Source organism: Mesorhizobium sp. P2_B11 (genome assembly GCF_056404855.1).
This window is the reverse complement of sequence record NZ_JBFUDF010000007.1, coordinates 105552-119244: the sequence shown is the minus strand read 5'-3', so window position 1 is coordinate 119244 and position 13693 is coordinate 105552. Positions and strand designations below refer to the sequence as shown.

General features: G+C 62.8%; 14 protein-coding genes. 6 read left to right on the top strand and 8 right to left on the bottom strand.

Annotated features, from left to right (window positions below; all coding sequences use genetic code 11):
- Positions 1–35: 35 nt before the first annotated feature.
- Positions 36–698 carry a GntR family transcriptional regulator gene (locus AC1DYJ_RS23400; protein WP_477281967.1) on the bottom strand — a complete coding sequence of 221 codons (663 nt, stop codon included), beginning with the start codon at positions 696–698 and terminating at the stop codon, positions 36–38.
- A 298-nt stretch (positions 699–996) separates the two neighbouring features.
- Between AC1DYJ_RS23400 and AC1DYJ_RS23395 the strand changes: the two genes are divergently transcribed.
- Complete coding sequence (locus tag AC1DYJ_RS23395; protein WP_477281965.1) at positions 997–2220, top strand: NAD(P)/FAD-dependent oxidoreductase; 1224 nt, start codon at positions 997–999, stop codon at positions 2218–2220.
- Positions 2221–2307: 87 nt separating this feature from the next.
- Here the strand turns inward: AC1DYJ_RS23395 and AC1DYJ_RS23390 are convergent, their stop codons facing one another.
- Positions 2308–2724 carry a winged helix-turn-helix transcriptional regulator gene (locus AC1DYJ_RS23390; protein ID WP_477281963.1) on the bottom strand — a complete coding sequence of 139 codons (417 nt, stop codon included), beginning with the start codon at positions 2722–2724 and terminating at the stop codon, positions 2308–2310.
- Positions 2725–2853: 129 nt separating this feature from the next.
- On the opposite strand from AC1DYJ_RS23390, the gene AC1DYJ_RS23385 reads away from it, so the two are divergent.
- Entirely contained in the window at positions 2854–3438 is a 585-nt protein-coding gene (locus tag AC1DYJ_RS23385; protein ID WP_477281961.1) for a dihydrofolate reductase family protein, read from the top strand.
- Between the two features lie 91 nt (positions 3439–3529).
- Here the strand turns inward: AC1DYJ_RS23385 and AC1DYJ_RS23380 are convergent, their stop codons facing one another.
- Both AC1DYJ_RS23380 and AC1DYJ_RS23375 read right to left on the bottom strand, forming a co-directional pair.
- Positions 3530–3949, bottom strand: a complete 420-nt coding sequence (locus AC1DYJ_RS23380) for a VOC family protein (RefSeq protein ID WP_477281959.1) — start codon at positions 3947–3949, stop codon at positions 3530–3532.
- Positions 3950–4058: 109 nt separating this feature from the next.
- Positions 4059–6110, bottom strand: coding sequence for a hypothetical protein (locus AC1DYJ_RS23375; protein ID WP_477281957.1), 2052 nt, complete (start codon positions 6108–6110; stop codon positions 4059–4061).
- Between the two features lie 245 nt (positions 6111–6355).
- Here AC1DYJ_RS23375 and AC1DYJ_RS23370 point away from each other — a divergent pair, with 245 nt between their 5' ends.
- A complete protein-coding gene (locus AC1DYJ_RS23370; RefSeq protein ID WP_477281955.1) occupies positions 6356–7567 on the top strand; it encodes an MFS transporter in 1212 nt (403 codons plus the stop codon).
- A gap of 141 nt (positions 7568–7708) precedes the next feature.
- Positions 7709–8338 (top strand): ankyrin repeat domain-containing protein, encoded by a 630-nt coding sequence (locus AC1DYJ_RS23365; protein ID WP_477281954.1) that lies wholly within the window; start codon positions 7709–7711, stop codon positions 8336–8338.
- Between the two features lie 36 nt (positions 8339–8374).
- Here AC1DYJ_RS23365 and AC1DYJ_RS23360 read toward each other — a convergent pair whose 3' ends face one another.
- A complete protein-coding gene (locus AC1DYJ_RS23360) occupies positions 8375–8941 on the bottom strand; it encodes a hypothetical protein (protein WP_477281952.1) in 567 nt (188 codons plus the stop codon).
- A gap of 238 nt (positions 8942–9179) precedes the next feature.
- Here AC1DYJ_RS23360 and AC1DYJ_RS23355 point away from each other — a divergent pair, with 238 nt between their 5' ends.
- Together AC1DYJ_RS23355 and AC1DYJ_RS23350 are read left to right on the top strand one after the other, a co-directional pair.
- Positions 9180–9368, top strand: a complete 189-nt coding sequence (locus tag AC1DYJ_RS23355) for a hypothetical protein (protein ID WP_477281950.1) — start codon at positions 9180–9182, stop codon at positions 9366–9368.
- A 197-nt stretch (positions 9369–9565) separates the two neighbouring features.
- Positions 9566–11788: a sensor domain-containing diguanylate cyclase gene (locus AC1DYJ_RS23350; RefSeq protein WP_477281948.1), complete on the top strand. Its 2223-nt coding sequence runs from the start codon at positions 9566–9568 to the stop codon at positions 11786–11788.
- Between the two features lie 49 nt (positions 11789–11837).
- Here AC1DYJ_RS23350 and AC1DYJ_RS23345 read toward each other — a convergent pair whose 3' ends face one another.
- The 3 genes from AC1DYJ_RS23345 to AC1DYJ_RS23335 all read right to left on the bottom strand — a co-directional run bounded on the left by AC1DYJ_RS23345 (position 11838) and on the right by AC1DYJ_RS23335 (position 13693).
- Entirely contained in the window at positions 11838–12506 is a 669-nt protein-coding gene (locus AC1DYJ_RS23345; protein WP_477281946.1) for an ATP-dependent DNA ligase, read from the bottom strand.
- A 269-nt stretch (positions 12507–12775) separates the two neighbouring features.
- Positions 12776–13114, bottom strand: coding sequence for a slr1659 superfamily regulator (locus AC1DYJ_RS23340; protein WP_477281944.1), 339 nt, complete (start codon positions 13112–13114; stop codon positions 12776–12778).
- Positions 13115–13132: 18 nt separating this feature from the next.
- The gene (locus AC1DYJ_RS23335; RefSeq protein ID WP_477281943.1) at positions 13133–13693 is read right to left on the bottom strand and encodes a slr1658 superfamily regulator; all 561 of its coding nucleotides are present in this window, start codon (positions 13691–13693) and stop codon (positions 13133–13135) included.

Genomic DNA, 13693 nt, shown 5'->3' with positions numbered 1-13693 from the left:
GCTGAGGCTATGCGCAGAGGCGCAGGCGGGACAAGTCACCCGTTCCGCAATATCCCCGCCTTGGACAGCGTCTCCATGCCATCGCAGAGATGTTTCTTCAGCACGCGCACGGCTTCCGCCGTGTCGCGCTTGCGGCAGGCGGTGAGCAGTTCGCGGTGTTCGGCCTGCGAGACACCGCGATAGTCGAGGCTGGACAGAAGCATGCGGACATACCGGTCGGCGGCATTGTGGTGCGCTTCGATCAGGGCGAGCAGCCGGGCGTTGCCGCAGGCGCTGTAGAGCGCCAGATGGAAGGTCCGGTTCAGCACGCCCCATCGGGCGACATCGGGCTCGGCGTCGATGCGGGCAAGCACCTGCGCGGCCTCGTCGAGCTTTTCACTGCCAAGCGTTGGGACAGACAGGTTGAGCGCCTGGCTTTCAAGCAGGTCGCGCAGCGCAAAGATCTCCCTGATCTCGGTGGCGTCCATGCGGGCGACATGCGCGCCCTTGGTCGGGTGGATCTGGACGATGCCTTCGGCCTCGAGTTGGCGCAACGCGTCGCGGATCGGCATGCGGCTGAAGCCGAAGCGCAACGCAAGATCGTCCTGGCGCAGTATCGTGCCGTCCGCCAGGCTGCCATCGGCGATCGCCTCGCGCAGCACATTGGCGACCTGTTCGGCCACCGTCTGCGGCCGCTGCATTTCGGCAAACCCACCCATACGATCCCTCCTGCCAACTTCAGCGGCTCCTGCCGCCAACGTCATGGGCGCTGTCCTTCATCCGCCTGCCGGCGCCGGACCTTCGAAAGTCAGGCCATTGGCTGTTCATGCGTACGCGTACACTCCCAGATTGTGACGCAGAGAAGGCCAAAGCTCTTGCCCCGGCGCTCCCTCCCCAATTCTTCACGGGAGAGGTAAACGGCAACGGCGACCACAACGACCATACATTAGCAAATATTAGCTTGCACGAATATACAAATCTCGTATACTCGTATACGAGCTTCGTAGGGAGGAGATCGTGCCGCAAACCGCTTCCGCCGCGGGCGCCCCGGTCGATGCCATCGTCATCGGCGGGGGCATTGCCGGCTGTACGCTGGCCTGGGAACTGGCGTCGAGAGGCGTCAACACGCTCATCCTGGAGCAGACCCTGATCGCGGCCGAATCCTCGGGGCGCAACACCGGCACCTTGCTCAGCGGTCCGCAGCCGGAGGTGGTCGAAATGCTCGACGCCTGCGCAGCGATCTATGAGGAGCTTGCCGCCGGCCCGGTGCCGTTCGAGTTCGCCAGGATCGGCCATCTCCTGATCTCGGAAGACGAGCAAAGTTTTGAGGCGGCGGCCGATATCGCCGGGCGCTACCGCGCCGCCGGGGTCACGATGGACAGGATCAGCGGCGCGGAACTGGCGCGCGACCACAAGCGCATCGGCTTCCAGGTGGCCGGCGGCTACCATGTCGGCCGCGCCTGGACGCTGGAGCCGATGGGCGCGACCCATGCCTTCGCGCACGCCGCGCGCGAGGCGGGCGCCAAAATCTGCACCGGCCTGCGCGTCGCGCAGATTTTTTCGCGCAACGGCAAGGTCGAGGGCGTGCTGACCGACCAGGGCATCATCCCGGCCGATCTGGTCTTCATCGCCAATGGCCTGTGGATGTCCGATATGCTCCGGCGCACCGTCGGTGACGGGCCATTGCCCGGCCTGCCCTTCACCGCCGGCCGCGGCTGGCTGATCCAGTTGGGCAAGCTCGATTTCGAGCTGCCGTGGATCGTCGAGGAGCTGACATGGCCGGACCAGGAGGAACTCGGGCGGCGCATGAGCCTGTCTGGGCTTGCCGATGTCGCTTTGCAGCGCGACGACCAGCCGGCCGTGGAAGCGATCTGCCTCAATCCAATGCGCGGCGGCGACGCCAAGCTCGGCGCGTCAGTGCAGCCGGCCTTTCGCGATCTGGTGCGCAACACCGACATGGCAGCTCGCATCGCGGCACGCACGCTGCGCATGCTGCCCGGCCTCGGCTCGCCTCGGGTGACGAATGTCTATCCCGGCAACCGCCCGATGCTGTCGGACGGGCTGCCTGTCGCCGGCCGCACCGCGATCGAGGGGCTGTATGTGCATGGCGGCATGGGCTCGATCGGCATGCATGCCGCCCCCGCCACCGCGCGCTGGCTGGCAGAGGCCGTGCTTTCGGGCGATGGCAACCCGAAGCAGACATGGCTGAGGCCACAGCGATTTGCGGGATGGGATGGATGAGCCTGGTGATGCATCGATGATAGCGTCACCCGAAGAACGTCTGTCGATGTAGCGCGGCCATAGCCAAGGGGGCGCTAGCGTTGCGCCCTAGCCGATGTGCTCGGCGCGCAGCTTCTTCCTCATCTGCTCAAGTGCCGCCTCGCCGCCGGCTGCCAACTCGACCGCAATTCTCGCCATCTCATGATCGGCCTTGCGGTATTTGCTGCCCCAGGCACCGAGTGTCGCCAGCACCGGCAACAGGTCGATGCCAGCCTCGGTCAGCCGGTAGATCGCCTTGAGCTTGTGCGTGGGGTCGTCGCTTTTGGTGACGATGCCCTCATCCTGCAAGGTCTGCAGCCGCTCGGCCAGCGTGCGCGACGAGATGCCTTCGCCTGACAGCAAAAACTCCCGGAAGTGCTTCTTTCCCGCAAAAACCAGGTCGCGGACGATCAGCAGCGTCCAGCGGTCGCCGAGCAGTTCGAGCGACAGGCTGATGGGGCAACCGGATCTTTCCCTGGTCGACATTTCTATGGTTCCATTTTTAAATCACTTTACTATTGACATCATTTTTTCGCCATGTCAATGGTTCCAAAAGTAAAGCGACTACATGGCCGAGCTGCCTGGCCGCATACCGGTCGAACGAGGAGAGAGACGATGAGAAAGCTGATCCTGCAGATGCAGATGTCGGTCGACGGTTTTGTCGGTGCGGCCGGCGACGAGCACTGGCAGCTCTGGGAGTGGGGCGGCAACTGCCCGTGGGACGACGAACTGAAGCAGGATTTCAATGCGGTGTTCGCCGGCATCGACACCATCCTGCTCAGCCGCAAGATGGCCGAGGAGGGTTACCTCACCCATTGGGGCAATGCCGCCAAGAACTATCCGCGCGATCCCTTCTATGCCTTTGCGCAACGCATCGTCGAAGCGCGCAAAGTGGTGCTGAGCGACAAGCTTAAGGCATCGCGCTGGGAGCGCACGACGCTCGCCAGCGGCGACCTGCCGCGCGAGGTCAACGCGCTGAAAGCTCAAGGTGGCGGCGACATGGCGGTGTTCGGCGGCGCCGGCTTTGCCTCGGCGCTGATCGCGGCGGGGCTGGTCGACGAATTCCAGCTGTTCATCAACCCGGCCGCACTCGGCGACGGCGAACGGATTTTCGACCAGGGCGGCTTCAGAAAACTGCGCCTCATCGGTTCGAAAGCCTATGCCTGCGGCATGGTGGTCAATCGCTACGCGCCGGCTTGATCCTCACAGTTTGAATCGGCGAGCCGCTTCAACGCCTTGTTTTTACGCGAGTTTCTGGCGAATAACTGCCGCCCGCTTTCCTGGAATTGCACTAGAAATTGATCTCGACCGAGGCTGCGCTGCGCTTCGCCTGCCCATGAAACACCGCCTCGATGTTGTTGCCGTCGGGGTCGAGCAGGAAGGCGGCATAATAGCCGGGATGATAGGGCCGCTCGCCGGGCGCGCCATTGTCGGTGCCGCCGGCATCGAGGCCCGCTTTGTAGAACGCATCGACCATGGCATTGTCCCTGGCCTGGAAGGCCAGATGATGGCGTCCGGTCAGTTGCCCCCTCGCCGCCCGGCTGTCGAGGCTGGAGATGAACAATTCGTCGGCCCAGAAATAGTCCTCGGCCTCGCCGCCGATCGGAACACCGAGCACCTTGAAGACGGCTTCGTAGAAACGCCGGCTGGCCTTGAGATCCCTGACCACCAGCTGGATGTGGTCGATGAGGCGGCCGCGGTGGAGCTGCATGGGCGATATCTCCTGTTTGAAGAGATCACCAACCTAGTGCCGCAGAGCGGCTCGTCAATTCAGCAGCGCATTTGGTCAGCAGCGTATTTTGCGTCTGGCGCGCTGGCTGTCAGGCCCGTTTTGCCGCCACGGCAATTCTAAGCTGATCGAGCAACGCCGCCTCCCACGCCGGCGGCGATTTTGCCATATCGCGGCCGAGCCAGTCGAAGTATCCGAAATCGCTTTTCGGATTTTCATAGAGGCCGCGTTCCCGCGCCAGCCGCAAAAGACGGCCGGCATACTCTTGCGGCGAGAACTGGGCACTTGCCAGTCTCTCCATGCCGGCAGAGCGCCAGAACGGATAGGGATCGGCGGCGTTGCCCAGCCCGCCGACAAGATAGCTCTCGGCCATTTCCAGGCGTCTGGCTTCACTCGCCTCATTGGCGAGCATGAGAGGAAATATCTCGGCTAAGAAGAAGTGCTCGTGCTCCATGTCCATCAACGCGCCATAGCGCAGCAGCAGCGGATTGCTGTCCTTGTCGAGCACGGCAAGCGCATGCGCCGCGTAGCCGAAGGCGCCAACCGAAGCGTCCTCCTTGTAGGGCTCATAGTAGGCGCTGGTCAGCGGATTGAGGTTTTCACACACGGCTTGCAGAAGCCGAGCGATCGCGGGTGCGGCCGCCGCACAGGTGTTTTCGACATGGGTGAAGAACGTCTTTTCATCGAGCTTCTTGCGGCCGTCGATGAACTCCGCGCGCAACTGGTTGTCGTGCGGGCGGTCGTTGATATCAGGGCCGATCTGCGCGGTCAGTGCATCGATGGCCGCCACACAGCCGGGCTCGTCCATTGCAGTCAGTTCGACACGATAGATGCTGCGCTTCTTCGCCAGTTCCTCGGCCTTCTGCGCCAGCTTCACGTCCGCTTCCGCGCTTCCATCCGCCGGGATCGGGCGGCATCCGTCTTCCAGCCGCGTGATCGTGCGGACGGCCGTTGTCGACGCCTGCGCAGTGCCGTCGGCGATGACGATCTCATTGTCGAACACCATTTCCAACCGCCGCCCATCGAGCGGCGTGGCGGATTTGAAAATAGCCGCGCAAGGCAGCCAGGTGCCTTGCCGCATGCCGAAGCGCTCGAACCGCATCTTCGGTGAGTGTTTTCCGTCGACACCGATGCAGGCGACGAAGTTGTTTCTTTGCACCCAGAACGCCTGGCTGTCCGGCTGCCAGCCGATCATGTCCTCTTCCCGGAAGCCGAAGTCGAACAGATTGGAGGTGACGTTGTCGTAGAAGCCTTTCTCCTCTGGCCAAAGCCAGTCGGCGTTCTTGTGGCTGAGATTGCGCCAGGTCGATTGCGGGTTCTCCTTCAGGAAATTCGACAGCTTGCGATAGATATCGCCGCGCCTGGCAGGCCTGCCCCCTTTCCAGGCACCGCTGTCCAAATTCCCTTTGTCCGGCAATTCATGGGCGGTCATCCACATTGGCGCAGCGACAGCAACAGGTCGCAGCGGGGAAGCCTCCCATATCTCGATCCCGAAGCTGAAATAGTCATCGCCCTGTTGTGTGACATGCGGCAGATGCGAATTGTCGGAGCGCAACCAGTAGCGGCCGTTGGGGCTTGGCGAATGCAGGCGGTCGTCGGTATTGCTGCCCAGGCACAATGCCGTTTCGACATCGCCGGATCCAGGATCGATACGAGCCAGTCCGTAGCCGCGCTGCCCGGCGTCCTCGACAAGGGCAGCGTAGGCGACACTGCCCTGGGCATCCAGCACGCTGTTATGGCTCATTCTCGTAGCGCCCGGCAGGCCTTCGATGACTTTGACGACAGCCTGCTGCTCAATATCGATTACGCGAAGATCAACCGATCGAATGCCATGGCTGACCAGGTGATAGACCATGCGCCCATCCGGACTTTGCAGTGCCTCATAGTTCGAGTGCTGGTGGTCGGGCTGGCCGTTCCTGCCCATCGCCGGCGGCAGCTTGAGATTCCGGCGCAGCGAGCGAGCCCTGACGTCGTAGATGAACAGCCCTTCCTTGGGGTCGAAGAACCAGGCAAGACCGCTCGGCGAGATGCCATGCCGGAATGGCACGTAATAACCTGGGCTCGGCTTCATGATCCAGGGCTCGACACCGCCGGCCGCGATGGCAAAGTAGTGCGTATTCTTGATATGCCTGACGAGATCCATGACCGCCTCCGCACGGACTTCTAAGGCAAGCCGGGTTAATTTGCGGTTTGGCCGGGTATTGCGGGCAACCGGCGCAACCCTTGCGTCGCCTGCTTTCGCGGCATCCGGATGGACTTCCGCGTAAACCGGATAAAAAATGCAACCGGATTGTCGGATTCGAAATCCCGCCAACGTCCTTCGGACGCAAGCGGCGCAACGGAGCTGGAAAAAGTCGCGCCGCATCGAACCGATTTCGGGAGAAGACCATGGGTAATTCCTATCGTTGGGTCATCGTCGCGGCTGGTGCGCTGATGACCTGTGTTGCGCTTGGCGCGATGTTTTCGCTGGCGATCTTTCTCGAGCCGATGGCGCTCGACACCAACTGGTCGCGCACCGGTATTTCCACTGCCATGACGCTGAATTTTTTGGTGATGGGCGCAGGCGGTTTCGCCTGGGGCGCCATTTATGACCGTGTCGGCGCCCGCCCCGTGGTCTTTGCGGGTGCTGTGCTGCTTGGCCTGTCGCTGGTGGTGGCGAGCCGCGCCAATTCGCTCATCGTCTTCCAGCTGAGCTATGGCGTGATCGTTGGGCTGGCGGCGAGCGCCTTCTTCGCGCCGATGATCGCGCTCACTACAGCCTGGTTCGACACCCATCGCAGCCTTGCCGTATCGCTGGTCTCGGCCGGCATGGGTGTGGCGCCGATGACCATCTCGCCCTTCGCGCGCTGGCTGATCACCGCCTATGACTGGCGCACGGCGATGTTCGACATCGGCATCATGGCCTGGGTGCTGCTTTTGCCGGCCGTCTTCCTGGTGCGCCAGCCGTCCGTGGCGGTCGCGGCATCGGATGGCAGCGCGCCGGCGTCTGTCGCGGACGATCCCGGCTTTAGCGTCGGCCAGGCACTGCGCTCGCCGCAATTCCTGGTGCTGGGCATGACCTTCTTCGCCTGCTGCGCGGCCCATTCCGGGCCGATCTTCCACATGGTGAGCTATGCCATGTCGTGCGGCGTTGCACCCATGGCCGCCGTGTCGATCTACAGCGTCGAGGGCCTTGCCGGCCTCGGTGGGCGCGTGCTCTACGGCGTGCTTGGCGACAGGCTGGGCGCCAAGCCGGTGCTGATCGTGGGCCTCGCCATCCAGGCGGTGGTGATTGCCGCCTATCTCGCCGTCGGCAATCTCGAGCAGTTCTATCTTCTGGCCATCATCTTCGGCGCCACCTATGGCGGCGTCATGCCGCTCTATGCCGTGCTGGCACGCGACTATTTCGGGCCGCGCATCATCGGCACGGTGCTTGGCGCAGCAACCCTGCTGTCCAGCCTCGGCATGTCGTTCGGGCCGCTCGCCGGCGGCATGATCTTCGACGCCTATGCCAGCTATTCCTGGCTGTTCATCGGTTCGGCGCTGGTCGGCCTGGGCGCGGCCGGCATCGCCATCGCCTTCCCGCCGCAGCCCGGCCGGGAGCGGCTGCAAGCGGCTTAAGGTCCCTGATTTCCGCCCTGGCAGCGCGGAAATCTGTTTGCCCCATGCATGCGATTATGAAAGGCTTCTGGCCGAAGATACCGCACGCCGGCCAGGCCGGCGTGCATCTCCTAGCCAAGTCTGTTCACGGAGGCAGCTGCAGTGGGCCTGGAAGCCGAGGACGCGAGAGGCTGGTCGACCCTGTTGGGCGCGGCGGAGAAAGGCGACATCGAGACCCTCCGCGCCGAGCTGGCGGCCGGGGCTGACATCAACCAGACGGATGAGGGCGGCTGGTCGGCGTTGCATCTGGCCGCCCATAACGCCCGCGGTCCGGTGCTCGAAGAACTGATTTCGCATCCTGAGATCGACGTAAATTCCAGGAACAAATGGAAAAGCACGCCGCTCAGCCTCGCCGCGGCCAAGGGACACCACGCCGCCATAACGGCGCTGATCAAGCATCCCGACATCGATATCGACGCGCGCGCCGACTATTATGGCCGCACGGCGCTGATCGAGGCGGCAAGGACCGGGCATCTGGATATCGTCAAGCTGCTCGTCGAACACGGCGCCGACGTCAATGCGGCCGACAAGACCGGCCGCAACAGCGCGCTCATCGAAGCGATCAAGGGGCGCCACTATGACGTGGTGCAATATCTGCTGGAAACGAGGAAGGTGAACTTCCTCAACAAGGACATGCGGCTCAATGCCTTGATCTGGGCCGGCAGCACCCGCAATGCCGAGCTCATCGAGACGCTGGAAGCTGCGATCCACGCTTTCTTCGAAGGCAAGTGAGCGCTGTTCCCCGCTTGAGGTGTAGGGAATCGGCCGTCAAAGACCATCCGGCCTGACATTCCTTTCGACCACCCAACGGTGCTTGCCGATCTTGCGGCTGCGCGTGAATCCCTGAGCCTCGAACATCGCCAGCGTGCCATTGTGCAGGAAGGCACCGGCGACCGAGCGGCCCTCCGCGTCCTCGGGATAGCTTTCCACAGCGCCGCCGCCGAGCCGGGCGATCTCGGCAAGCGCACCGGCAAGCGCTGCCGCCGCCACGCCTTTGCCGCGATAGGCCTTGTCGGAGAAGAAGCAGGTGATGCGCCAGTCCGGTAGGCTCGTCAGCCCTTCCTCATAGGCGCGCCGGTGCTTTATGCGCGGCAGCTCCTGCGTCGGGCCGAACTGGCACCAGCCGACACAGGCGGCGCCGTCGAAAACGAGGGCCGCATGTGCATGGCCTTCGCGGACCCGGGCCTCCTTCTCGGCGCGGTTCCCGGCAGCGCCGACGCCTTTGGCGTGGAAGGCCATGCACCAGCAGCCGCCCCAGACGCCGTTATGCCGCTCGACCAGCGCAGCGAATTGCGACCATGTGGTCTCGTCGAGGGGTTTTGCGCTGAAGCTCATCGTGACCTCGTGAGCGACGAAGAATAACCGATCTGGAAAAACTTTGAAGCAAGGCGTCGGAAGCTGCGATCTCTTCCTGCCGGAACAACGGCTGCGGCCAACAAGGCTGTACAGGTTTCTCCATCCAGCACATCCGGCGAGGTCAGGACAATTCGATTCAAATGCGGCTGTGGATGTTTGCTTTCGCGTAAAGCGAGTCGCTCATGTTCGGCGCACGGCGGGCAATAAGGAGAAGCTTATGAAAAGCGACTTTGCCGCCGCCCGGCTGCATCTGGAGCGGGCCTGCCACTATCTGCGCGGCGACGACGAAACGAGTAGCGGGGCCCTTGCGGCGCTCGACCTGTTGATCGAGGCGATCGCTGCGGCCCAGTACACAAGGCCAGTGGCGGAGGTGGTGGATTTTCCACGGTCGGCAAGGCTGCGGTAGTCCCACGAAGAGGCCGCTTCGGGTAGGAGCGGCCTCGGCATGCCATGCTGACAAGCCGGCAATCGCCCGTCTTTGATTGAGTTCGACGGGGGGGCTCGCCGTTAGCACGTTGATAAGCATTTGGTAATAAACACAGACAATGAAATACAGGCTCGATCCAGCGCATAGGATGCCGGTATCCGCGGCGGATTCGTGTCATGCGCATTAGAAGCCAGATCATCCTCAGCATGGTAAGCGCCGCGGCCTTGATCGGGCTGGTCGGCGGCGTCGCCATCTTCACGCAGATCGCGGCGACCAAATATCTTGGACTGACCGAAGCGACCAACGTCGCGCGTGAACTGGCCGACACCATCGTCTTCAAGCCATCCGACGGGACGCCTTCGCTGTTCGAGCGGCCTGACGCACTCAAGCAATTCATGGAGCACCAGCATCGCCGCATGCGTCGGGACTTCCTGGTCCTCGACCGCAACAAGAACGTCGTTGCCCATGCCGCGGACGAAGAGCACAAGATCGGCGAAAAATTCGAACACGATCCCGGCAACGAAATCAGCCAAACGCTGGAAGACGGCATCCCGCGCAAGTTTGTCGACCCGGAGGAAGTGAACGCCATACTGGCCGTGCCGATCGAATATCCCGAGGATACGATCATCGGCGCCGTGCTGCTGGAATATGATCCTGTCCTGCATGCCGCCGAACAGCGCACCAACGGGCTGCTCTGGCTGGTTGGTCTTAGCGCGGCGGCGGCCGTGCTGGTCGCGGCCGCATTTGCGTGGATGCTGCTCAGCCGTTTCGGCTCCGGCCTCAAGGATATGATGGGCGGCATGGAAGCGCTGGCGAAGGGCAATGCCATGACGCGCATCAGCCATGCCCGCAAGGATGAATTCGGCCAGCTGGCCAACGGGTTCAACACCATGGCGGACCAGCTTGCATCGGCGCGGGCGCATGTCGAGGATATCGTCGAGACGGCGGCCGAAGGCATCGCGGTGCTGGACGGCGACGGCCGCATCGCCAGCGCCAATCCGGCGGCCGCAACGATGATCGGGCGCCGCGCCGACAAGATCGTCGGGCAGCAATGGGATGCGGTGCTGACGGTGCGCGACCCAAGAGGTGGCGCCTTCGCAGCCGGCGCTTCACCGATCGAAATGGCCTTGGCCACCGGCCGCCAGCACCAGGGCGAGGTGCGCCTGACCAAATCCGATGGATCTCATCTGCCGGTTGTCGCCAGCTGCAGCCCGCTCAGCCGATCCGACGGCGGTCTGGTCCTCACCCTCAACGACATCAGCGAGCTGCGCCGCGCCGAAGGGGTCGTCAACGAGCGTGCCGATCAGCTGGCGGTGCTTAACCGCGAACTGCACGAGAAGTCGGAAACCACCACCCGTCTGGTCAAGCTTGGCGAATTGCTGCAGGCCTGCGTGACCTTCCCCGAAGCTTTTTCAGTGGTCGGCACGGCCATGACCGAGTTCCTCGGCGGCCTGAGCGGAACCGTGCATTTGACCAGCGCCTCGCGCAATCTGGTCGAGGAGATGGCGCATTGGGGCGACGTCCGGTCGAGCGCCACGCAATTTGCGCCGGAAGACTGCTGGGCGCTACGGCGCGGCCAGGAGCATGTCGCCGGCCCGGGCCTGCTGACGCCGCGCTGCGCCCATATCACCGAGAACGGCAAGAAGGGCTACGTCTGCATGCCGCTGGCGGCGCAAGGCGAGACGCTGGGCATCCTGCATCTGTGCGAACCGAACGCGGTCGAGAAGCCGCAATGGCTTACGGAGCGGCAGCAGATCCTGCGCGGCGTCGTCGACACGCTGGCATTGGCACTGGCCAATCTGCGCCTGCGCGAGACGCTCCGGCAGCAATCGATCCGCGATCCGAACACCGGCCTGTTCAACCGGCGCTATCTTGAGGAAACGAGCAGCCGCGAGTTGCGCAGGATGGAGCGCTCGGCCCAGCCGCTGACGATCCTCATGCTCGACGTCGATCATTTCAAACAGTTCAACGACACGTTCGGTCACGAAGCCGGCGACCTCGTGCTGAAGCAAGTCGCCGCCACATTGATCGAACACGCGCGCGACAGCGATGTCGTGTCGCGCTACGGCGGCGAGGAATTCGCCATCGTCATGCCGGGATGCTCGATCGAGGAAGGGGCCGAGCGGGCGGAAGCACTGCGCCAGGCAATCAGGCAGCTTCACCTGACGCATCGCGGCCGCACGTTGGGCACCGTGACGGTCTCGTTCGGCGTCGCTGCCTACCCCGAGCATGGGTCGGGTTGGGCAGAAATCACCAATGCCGCCGACCACGCGCTGTACGATGCCAAAGGCCAAGGACGCGACCGGGTCGTCGTCGCCAAGAGCGGAGCTCCCGGCGAGCGGCCCGCGATCCAGCTGGTATCAGCCGCCGCGAAAGCGAGCGTGGATAAAAAGGGCTAACTGGCAGTCCGAGCTGCAACAAGCGCTGCCGATATACCGTCTCTCGCCGTCACGCGTGGCCATCAGGGCCATTGGCGCCGTGCCAGGCTGGCGAATGACGGCCGGCAATTCGGAAATCACCTTCCTCGAAATATCTGGCCTTCAGCCATGTGGACGACGGTCCGCTCCGGTAGCTGCTGTCGGCGCGCTTCGAGATGATGCCTTCAAGCCCCATCTTGTCGATGGCGCGAAGGATCGCCAGCGCATCGCCGTCGAAATGCTCGCTGTAGCGGATCTTGCCGGCGCCAGGCTCAACCAGTTGCCACAGCGCGTGCTTGCGCTGCAGCAGAGGCAAGGCGGCAAGATTGCGACCATCGAGATGGAGAATGTCGAACGCCACGAACACCAGCCGGCTCGGCTCGTTCCAGATCGCGGCTTCCAGCGCAGGGTAATAGGGAGCGCCCTGCTCTCCGGCTACAATGACCTCGCCGTCGAGAATGGCAGCCTTGCATGGCAGCTCGACTGCCAGCGCGATGGGCCAGTATTTTGCCGTCCAGTCATGGCCGTTCTTGCTGAAAAGACGCACGCCGCCTTGATCGATGATGAGTTGCGTCCTGTAGCCGTCTAACTTGACCTCGTGAACCCATCCCTCATCTTCGGGCGGTTGATTGACCAGAGTCGGGATCTGCGGCGGAACGAACTCCAGCCGGCCGCCGTTGACCTTGCTACGCTTACTCAAGACGGACACCTTTGACCGCGTAGCGGGGGGCGTTATCGGCACAGGCGGCGACACACCAGCTATCTGGACGCCTGCCGCCTGTGCCGAGCCCCCGCCGGACTATCGCGAACAATCTACGGACGAGGCCGGAATGTCGTTAGCTTCGCATCCAGATACTTGTCCTGGCGTACATATCTCGCTCTCGGTGCGGGCGCTCTTGCACCGACTGGCCGATGCTGTCTAGGATTGCCGCTGGCTCACGCAGTCCCTTGGCCAATTTCGGGCGACCCTTAGTCCATCAAAAGCACCAGGGCGGGATGCAGCTTCTTCAGGTTCGGCAGCGATTTCGATTGCCAGGGTATGTCGGGCGTTCCACGCACGACGAGTCGAACATCGGGATGCTTGCGCACCTCGATGGTGAATTTCGCCAGCAGGTTGATGCCGGAAGAGTTGAGAAAGTGAAGGTCCCTTAGATTGAGCGTAATGGAAGCGGGATTTGAGGCAAGAACACTGGTCGCTAAAGCCGTGACGGGCGCACCGGCCTCGGAACTGGCAAGCCGCATTGCGCCGTCGAAGAAAATATCGCTTCCTTCGTTCCACACGCGGTAGTCGTCTGTCTTGATTTCCATGGCCTGGCTTCGTTTCTTCTAGTTGTGCGTTTGCGAGATCGGAATGGAGGCATAGGTTTCCAGGCAAATCCGATCGCTTTCGTCGGCGGAGCTGAATATCCAGGCCAGGCGTGCGCCATAGTCGCTCATCAACGTCAGCAATCCGAGCCCGGAGCCTGACACGTCGGGGCTCGCGGCGTTCGCTTCAATTCGCTGTATCAGCAGGTCTCTGGGGTCGCCAACCGTGATGTCCGCCAGGAGGTTTTTGAACTCGGAGGCGTTTTCACCATCGACGTCATTCGACACCTTGAGCTTGAAGCACTCCGAATCCATCGACGCCTCGATCACGATCTCACCCGGTGCGCGAAACTTGACGGCGTTCTCGATGAGCTCGTTGACCAGATATCCTATGCTGTGCCGCACTTCCAAGTAGTCATTGCGGGACGACCGGAAGCGCAACGCGAAAAGATCGGCGATGAAGTCCGAGGTCGTGGCACAATGGCGCCAACTCAAGTCGAGAGGTCCGTCAAACAGCCGCACGCGACTGGCGCTCTCCTTCATCCCGATTGCAATGTCAGGGGTCCCGAACAGCGTTGTCAT

What these genes read in the sequence shown, in the direction of transcription:
- AC1DYJ_RS23380 (WP_477281959.1), bottom strand. Translation starts at nt 3,949, where the DNA reads ATGCAGCTCCACCGCGGCCGCCTCATCGACCACATCCAGCTGGTGGTC.
- AC1DYJ_RS23370 (WP_477281955.1), top strand. Translation starts at nt 6,356, where the DNA reads ATGGGTAATTCCTATCGTTGGGTCATCGTCGCGGCTGGTGCGCTGATG.
- AC1DYJ_RS23375 (WP_477281957.1), bottom strand. Translation starts at nt 6,110, where the DNA reads ATGGATCTCGTCAGGCATATCAAGAATACGCACTACTTTGCCATCGCG.
- AC1DYJ_RS23350 (WP_477281948.1), top strand. Translation starts at nt 9,566, where the DNA reads ATGCGCATTAGAAGCCAGATCATCCTCAGCATGGTAAGCGCCGCGGCC.
- AC1DYJ_RS23335 (WP_477281943.1), bottom strand. Translation starts at nt 13,693, where the DNA reads ATGACAACGCTGTTCGGGACCCCTGACATTGCAATCGGGATGAAGGAG.
- AC1DYJ_RS23360 (WP_477281952.1), bottom strand. Translation starts at nt 8,941, where the DNA reads ATGAGCTTCAGCGCAAAACCCCTCGACGAGACCACATGGTCGCAATTC.
- AC1DYJ_RS23355 (WP_477281950.1), top strand. Translation starts at nt 9,180, where the DNA reads ATGAAAAGCGACTTTGCCGCCGCCCGGCTGCATCTGGAGCGGGCCTGC.
- AC1DYJ_RS23400 (WP_477281967.1), bottom strand. Translation starts at nt 698, where the DNA reads ATGGGTGGGTTTGCCGAAATGCAGCGGCCGCAGACGGTGGCCGAACAG.
- AC1DYJ_RS23340 (WP_477281944.1), bottom strand. Translation starts at nt 13,114, where the DNA reads ATGGAAATCAAGACAGACGACTACCGCGTGTGGAACGAAGGAAGCGAT.
- AC1DYJ_RS23385 (WP_477281961.1), top strand. Translation starts at nt 2,854, where the DNA reads ATGAGAAAGCTGATCCTGCAGATGCAGATGTCGGTCGACGGTTTTGTC.
- AC1DYJ_RS23390 (WP_477281963.1), bottom strand. Translation starts at nt 2,724, where the DNA reads ATGTCGACCAGGGAAAGATCCGGTTGCCCCATCAGCCTGTCGCTCGAA.